Genomic DNA, 6649 nt, shown 5'->3' on the forward strand with positions numbered 1-6649 from the left:
TACATTATAACATATTTTATTCAACTATATTTTGTTGTGGTTTATTATCGAATAGATGATTGACAAAAATAAATGTATGATTTTTGGTTTAATGGCTGGGAAAGGTGGCAGTTTTAAAGCAGAATAACTGGCGGGTTTGGACTGGAATAGGTGGCGGGTTTCAATTGGAATAGGTGGCGGGTTTACTGGAATACGCAAAAAAGCCCTAAAAAGGGCTTTATTAATTGAAAACTTTAACAGTTAAGACTAATTAAGATAAGTCGGCGCTTGTTTTATTGGGATTTTCTTAAATTCTTCTGCATAAAGGGTGTTAATAATATTTTTAGACTCTTCATCATAATTGATCTCAGATGAGAGGGGCTTCCAATTCAAATCATCCAACTGTCTGCGAACGATTAGTTTATAAGAATGAATGCGAGCTGGTGTTTGATCTGTGTTATTAAGATTTAGAACCATCGTGCCATATAGCCCAGACCAAATATTAGTTGCTATGTCATTTGCATTCAAACCACAATCTAGCTTCAAATCTGTAGATTTAATACCTAGGCTCACAATAGTTTCAAGGCATTTTATTGCACGCGCTATCTCATTATCAAAGGCTTTCAAAATATCTTCGTTCACTAATGCTTCGTATCTGAATGTATTACTAGAAAATAGACATGCAGTACCCATTGGATATGTGTTTGTAATAATATAGTGAGAAACATTAGTGCTTAGAAGTATATATCTAGGCATTAAATCTGATTTAATCGCAATATCCATCAAATCACACCATCTCTTTAATGTACGGGTCGCCAGCATAAATATAGCTGTGTCACGTGAGATTAAAAGCTTATAAACAGTCATTAAAGAGAATTCACATGCTGCGACTACATCCTCAAGTCTACATTTGGCAAATGTTTTCTCTTGTAATTGAATTTCTAGTATATCTAATAAATAATCTAACCTTGCTGCTCTGCGTCTGCTGGACTCCTCCTGCTTCATGGTTTGTGTTGGGATATTCAAAATTATTACTCACTATAAATTTTTATATGCAATTATATGCATTTATTTAATGAATAATAAAGCTATCTAGTCAAATATATTAGACTTACTTATGGGAATGCTATGAAAAAAAAGAGTTTAACTAAAGTAAAGTGGGTTGTTTGCCACCCAAATAAAAGTGCTTCAGAGCAACTTTATCACTACTTGCTATTGGCTGGTCTTGATGTTGTGCGGTTCTGTAACCTTGATGATTTATTGGACGCTTTAGTTGAGAATCCCAATACTTACTATGTGAATATCTTAGGGTTATTCACGGACGAAACGACTACATCAGACGCCTTGCGGCAATTCCAATTTCTAGCTCCATTAGATAACTCTTACGCCAGGTTCATTGTTTATGCGGATAAAATGTCGATGGGTTGCGAGTTAAAAGAAGATATTTCGTCAAATTTAGCTTATGCGCAAATTGATGAGACAAATGATCCACTTGTTTTTTTTAAAGAACTTGCAAAAATACTAAATTTATCTTCAGGTGTTGCCGATACTTGGTACGGTAAATATCGGCAATCTCAAGATAATAGAATGAGTAATATCGTTAAATTTAATAAAAAATGAATTTGGCATGTGACGTGCTTTTGGTTCATTAATAAATTCGAATATAGCTTAAGGGTAACGTATGAAATCAAATAAGGAGTTTGAACAATCAATTATTAGAATAAGCATAATAGGGTTGCTTATAACCGTTTTATTGTTTAAATCAAATGGCTTAATTGAAAATTCTATATTGCTTTGTATTGCTTATATGTTTGTTGCTGCACTGACACATATGACAATTCTCCATCGGCCAGATGATAATAAAGTGCGTCAATGGTTCTGTATGTTTATGGATGTAAGCTTAACGTCATTTGAGTTTATTTTACTTGGTGAATTTGGCGGCATTTTAATTGGCATCTACTTATGGTTAATTGTTGGATATGGATTGCGATACGGGGCAAATATGCTCAAAGGTGCGAGTGTGTTCAGTGTAGTGTGTTTTACATATGCCTATACTCAAAACTCTTATTTTTCTGGGCATATGGCGCTCTTGTATGGCCTGATTCTTACTTTAATTTTAATTCCCTTACATGCCTTGCGCTTGCTGAAACAATTAACTAACGCACAGTTAAAAGCTGAGGCTGCTAACCAAGCTAAAAGTCAATTTCTCTCTCACATTAGCCATGAAATTCGTACGCCATTGAATGGTATTGTTGGAGGTATGCAACTGTTGCTAGGTACTAAATTAAAGGTAGATCAGAAACACTACGCCCATATCATTAATAACTCAGCCGAATTATTAATGCAGCTAGTCAGCAATGTGCTTGATATTTCTCAGATTGAAAAAGGCAAAATGTCGGTGACACCTGCTGAATTCAATATTAGTGAGCTTGTAGCTATTACTATTTCATTGTTTGAGCCTCAAGTAAATAAAAAAAATATTGAGCTAAATTACGAAATTTGGGATAGCGTGCCTATGGCGCTTATTGGTGATCAACTTCATATTAAGCAAATTTTAGTTAATTTATTAGCCAACGCGATTAAGTTTACTAATCAAGGATCGGTAAACTTAACTGTTAAAACTTTAACTAATGATATAACCGAGACATTAATTAGATTTGAAATAATTGACACAGGGCAAGGTATAAAAAAGGAGGCTTTGCCTCATATTTTTGAAAGTTTTACCCAAGCAGACGACTCTATTAAGTTTGCTTACGGCGGCACTGGGCTTGGCACAACCATATCTAAAGAGCTAGTCGAGCTAATGGGAGGGAGTATCGGAGCTGAGAGCGACTACGGGGTTGGCAGCACATTTTGGTTTGAATTGAAGTTTGCAAAACCGATAACAAATAATTCTGAAATTACACCCGAGACAATTAATCCTCAGCTTGCAAAATCACAGATTATTAATTCTGATGTAGCGGACTATGGCTCAACCAACATAGTGTCAATGAACGCACACAGTAAACGCAGGAACAAATATAACCGCGAAATCAATATTCTGGTTGCTGATGACAGTGAGATAAATCTGACTATTGTTAGTAAAGTATTAACTAATGCGGGTTATCGCGTAAATACGGCCAAGGATGGTGAGGTCGCTTTAGATTTGTTGGAATTAGTCCAATTTGATTTGATGATACTAGACAACAATATGCCTATTATTGGTGGAATGGAGGTAATTAAAACACATAGAATGATAAGTATTGGTCAACCTCGTATACCAATTATAGTTTTAAGTGCCGATGCAACTAAAAGAACGATTCATGCATTTGAAGAACTAGGCGTTGATGCGTACCTAACCAAGCCAGTTGACGTTAAGACCCTTATAGGGAAAGTTGAGTTTTTATTAGAACTTAACCATAAAGATAAATATACGGGGCGAGATGATATACAGTCGGCGCAAATCATAGATTACAGCTCAAAATCTAAAACTCTCACCATAAGTTATTTAGACACTAGAAGACTCGATAACTTGGCTTTGCTTGGTGATAGCAATATGCATTTTTTGAATGGGTTAATTGTAGATTTCATGTCTGATGCTGAAAAAAATTTGGAAGTACTTAAAACAAGCTTATCTAAGAATGATATTGGTGCGCTTGTGGAAGTTGGACACACTCTAGCGGGTATTGCTGCTGACGTAGGTGCGAAGGAGTTAGAGAAATTGGCTATAGAGCTAAATAATGTGACGCATTCGGATGAATTAGAACTCATAGATAGTTTGTCTAAAAAAATAGACCTCACCTATAAATTAACCAAAAATGAATTAGAAAAATACATTAAAACAAAAAGCTCACCATCCATTCATTAATCATTTTTAATAAGCATGGCCGCTAAACGCTGCATGCACCATGCTTATTAAAAAACAAAATCAAGCAGTCTTTTTGAAACCAACAACGCTATTTTTTGTTGTTTCCATTGGAGTTGATGAAGTAGTTGCTCCATAAGTTTTCAGTTGGCTACTAATAAAACGATTTATCATTTTGTAGTCTCGGTCTGTTAATTGCATTGCTGCATCAAGCCAAATCGTAGTTATATCTTTAAGTTCGTCATAGGTAATTGGATTAACCCTATTTTTAGCTTTTTGGGTTGCTAAATAACCGTTACTCATACGTTTATTTTTTCTGATCCAGTCATACACAGCACTTTCACCTTCACCATCTTCTGCTAAAACATCAACTAATCCCATTTCGTAGCATTGTTCCGCAGTAAATAGTTCGCCGCCTAATATCATTTTGTCGGCTATTTTTGTACCTGCTTTCCTGGCGACTTGGCTGTAGGCTCCCATGCCAGGAAACATATTAAAAAGTATTTCAGGGAAACCTAAAATACTTTTACGTTCGGCTATGACCACATCACTTGTTAGGGCTGCTTCAAGTCCTGCGCCTAATGTGTGACCTTGCAATAAAGTGATACTAATAATTGAAGGTACATTGAATCGAAATGTTCTTTGTGCGAGGACATGAAGTGCTTTAAATGCGTAATCCGCTAACGCCTCTCTCTTTTTATTAAATGAAAGTTCGCTAATTAAAGTAAGTGGCCCACCTAGACTAAAAGCGTCATTTCTCTTGGAAGCTAAAACTGAATATTTAATGCTATTAATATTGCCATCTATGTTTAGAATTCCTGATGTTTTTTCAATCTCTTCGTGATGTTGTGTGAGTTCTTTAATAATCTCACTATTGAAATTAGGTACGTTACCCTCTTGAGATAAAAATGTCCAAAGTAGTTCGTGGCTTGATTCGTAGTGAGTAGAAACCTGCTTGAAGTTATTTGTTAATCCAAAATTCGTAGTAGCGTTCATGTTATTACCCCTTAAATGATTTGAGCCTATGAAATATAAGAATGTTTTAAAACTTAATTAAGCCTTAAAACATTGGGTAACTATGACATACATTAATTACAAGGTTAAGCGTAGACCTGCTCAATGTTATTGTTAAATAACTAATTTACAACATTATTGTGACATCAAATGATGGAGTGAAATAGTTTCGCGCCCGCGAAACTCTAAGCGTTTTTTGATATGTATCGGTAGAGAGTCGCGGTAGATACTTTTATTTGTTTAGCAACAAAAGCAACTGGATATTTTTGTAGTAAAGCTTCAGCGATTGCTACTTTATCGGAGGTCATTGCTGCTTTTCTACCCCCTACTCTTCCTAATCTCTTGGCCGCTGCCAAACCTGCCATCGTTCTCTCATGGTTAAGCTCACGCTCCATTTCTGCAAGGGAGGCCATAACATTGAAGAAGAACCGACCAATTGGCGTTTTCGTATCTATGCTTTCAGTAAGACTTATGAAGTCTATTCCCCTATCAGCCAGTTCGCCAACAAAGATGATTAGGTGTCTAGTCGATCTGCCAAGCCTGTCTAGTTTCCATACCATTAGAGTGTCACCTTTACGCAGATGCTCTAATGCTTTGTCTAAGCCTTCTCGCTGTTTGGTTTTACCACTGATAACGTCTTGATATATTTTCTCACAGCCTGCTTTTTGTAAGGCTTGTGTTTGTAGGACTATGTTCTGATCCATTGTTGAAACTCTTGCGTAACCTATTAGCATTTACTCGTCAATCCCATTTAATTTTCTCAAAACTCGTAGGTGATTGTAATTCTGATAATATTGTTTTGCAATACGTTTTTTAGAGGGTTATTGACTATGTTTTTTCTGTTTTGTTATAGATTTTTTTTGTCTCAAATACGTTCGTTTAAGAGAAAGAAAGCAGCTCTTTATTCACGTCTGCTTTTTTGACTATAAATAGATACAACTTGAGGCTTCTTCTTTGTTAATTTTGCTTGCAATGCTATCAAGCACAGAATAATTAGAAAAATCACTTCTAATTTTTACGAATGCCATACCTATTGCTTGATCTTGGTTATCGGCTTTTTCAATCATATGTACTAGCCTAATTGTGGGTTCAGTACCATTCAGTTTAAGGACGGCAGAAACCATGTATTGGTCGGTATGCTTTTTAACTGCTAAGGCAGTACCATAATCTTCGGCAGCAGTTGCCTGAGTTGTTATAGAAGATAAAACAAAGAACGGGATTAGGACTAATAAAATAAGCTTCATAATTTACGCCAGCTTATATAGCCACGTTGCAACCCAACAAATCACAGCAATTGCAATTAAAGAAAATAGCACCGACATTGCTAGTAAGGCTAGTCTTCGCCCGTACCTGTAGCCTAGAAAAGCGAATGGACAGGCAATCAATAAATGGATTGCGTAACTAATATTTTTGCTAGGAACAATATTAAAGTGGTGGAGAATGTATGTTGTGAGAATCCATGAGGTAGCAAATAGTGTAACTAAACCTAGCAAAGTGGGTTCTTTATCACGATTATATGCTTCGTTCTGAATATAATTTTGATACTCTTCTTCAGAGTTAAAATAGATACGCCTTGCACCATCGTATATGCTGAATTTTGTCATTTTAGTTTTTTTTAAAATTATTATATTTTAAATAATATCATTTTAATGGTCGCTTAGAAGCGTGATCGGTTTACAAACTTCTCACACAACTTGTCTGCGATAGAGGCGCCACAAGTTATGGATAACCGCCCTACAGGGCTGTTTGTAGACTATCTTACAGTTTCGCGCCCGCGAAACTTAGTAGCTCAATAGGGTTTCGCTTTCGCCC

General features: G+C 35.9%; 7 protein-coding genes. 2 read left to right on the forward strand and 5 right to left on the reverse strand.

The genetic code is table 11. The annotated features are described in order from the left end of the window. Nucleotides 1-246: 246 nt before the first annotated feature. Complete coding sequence (locus tag PSU78_RS05590) at nt 247-1005, reverse strand: hypothetical protein (protein WP_300385480.1); 759 nt, start codon at nt 1003-1005, stop codon at nt 247-249. A 102-nt stretch (nt 1006-1107) separates the two neighbouring features. Here PSU78_RS05590 and PSU78_RS05595 point away from each other — a divergent pair, with 102 nt between their 5' ends. Then, the gene (locus tag PSU78_RS05595; RefSeq protein ID WP_300385483.1) at nt 1108-1599 is read left to right on the forward strand and encodes a hypothetical protein; all 492 of its coding nucleotides are present in this window, start codon (nt 1108-1110) and stop codon (nt 1597-1599) included. Nucleotides 1600-1660: 61 nt separating this feature from the next. Next, entirely contained in the window at nt 1661-3826 is a 2166-nt protein-coding gene (locus tag PSU78_RS05600; RefSeq protein ID WP_300385486.1) for an ATP-binding protein, read from the forward strand. Between the two features lie 60 nt (nt 3827-3886). On the opposite strand, the gene PSU78_RS05605 is transcribed toward PSU78_RS05600, so the two are convergent. The 4 genes from PSU78_RS05605 to PSU78_RS05620 all read right to left on the reverse strand — a co-directional run bounded on the left by PSU78_RS05605 (nt 3887) and on the right by PSU78_RS05620 (nt 6441). Then, on the reverse strand, nt 3887-4819 hold the full coding sequence (locus PSU78_RS05605) for a crotonase/enoyl-CoA hydratase family protein (protein ID WP_300385489.1): 933 nt from the start codon (nt 4817-4819) through the stop codon (nt 3887-3889). Between the two features lie 203 nt (nt 4820-5022). Further along, nucleotides 5023-5571: a recombinase family protein gene (locus tag PSU78_RS05610; RefSeq protein WP_300385492.1), complete on the reverse strand. Its 549-nt coding sequence runs from the start codon at nt 5569-5571 to the stop codon at nt 5023-5025. A gap of 189 nt (nt 5572-5760) precedes the next feature. After that, on the reverse strand, nt 5761-6081 hold the full coding sequence (locus PSU78_RS05615; RefSeq protein ID WP_300385495.1) for a hypothetical protein: 321 nt from the start codon (nt 6079-6081) through the stop codon (nt 5761-5763). 3 nt (nt 6082-6084) lie between these two features. After that, a complete protein-coding gene (locus tag PSU78_RS05620) occupies nt 6085-6441 on the reverse strand; it encodes a hypothetical protein (protein WP_300385499.1) in 357 nt (118 codons plus the stop codon). Nucleotides 6442-6649: the final 208 nt, after the last annotated feature.

It is taken from the genome of Methylotenera sp., from assembly GCF_029945705.1.
In the GTDB taxonomy this organism is placed as follows: Bacteria; Pseudomonadota; Gammaproteobacteria; order Burkholderiales; family Methylophilaceae; genus Methylotenera.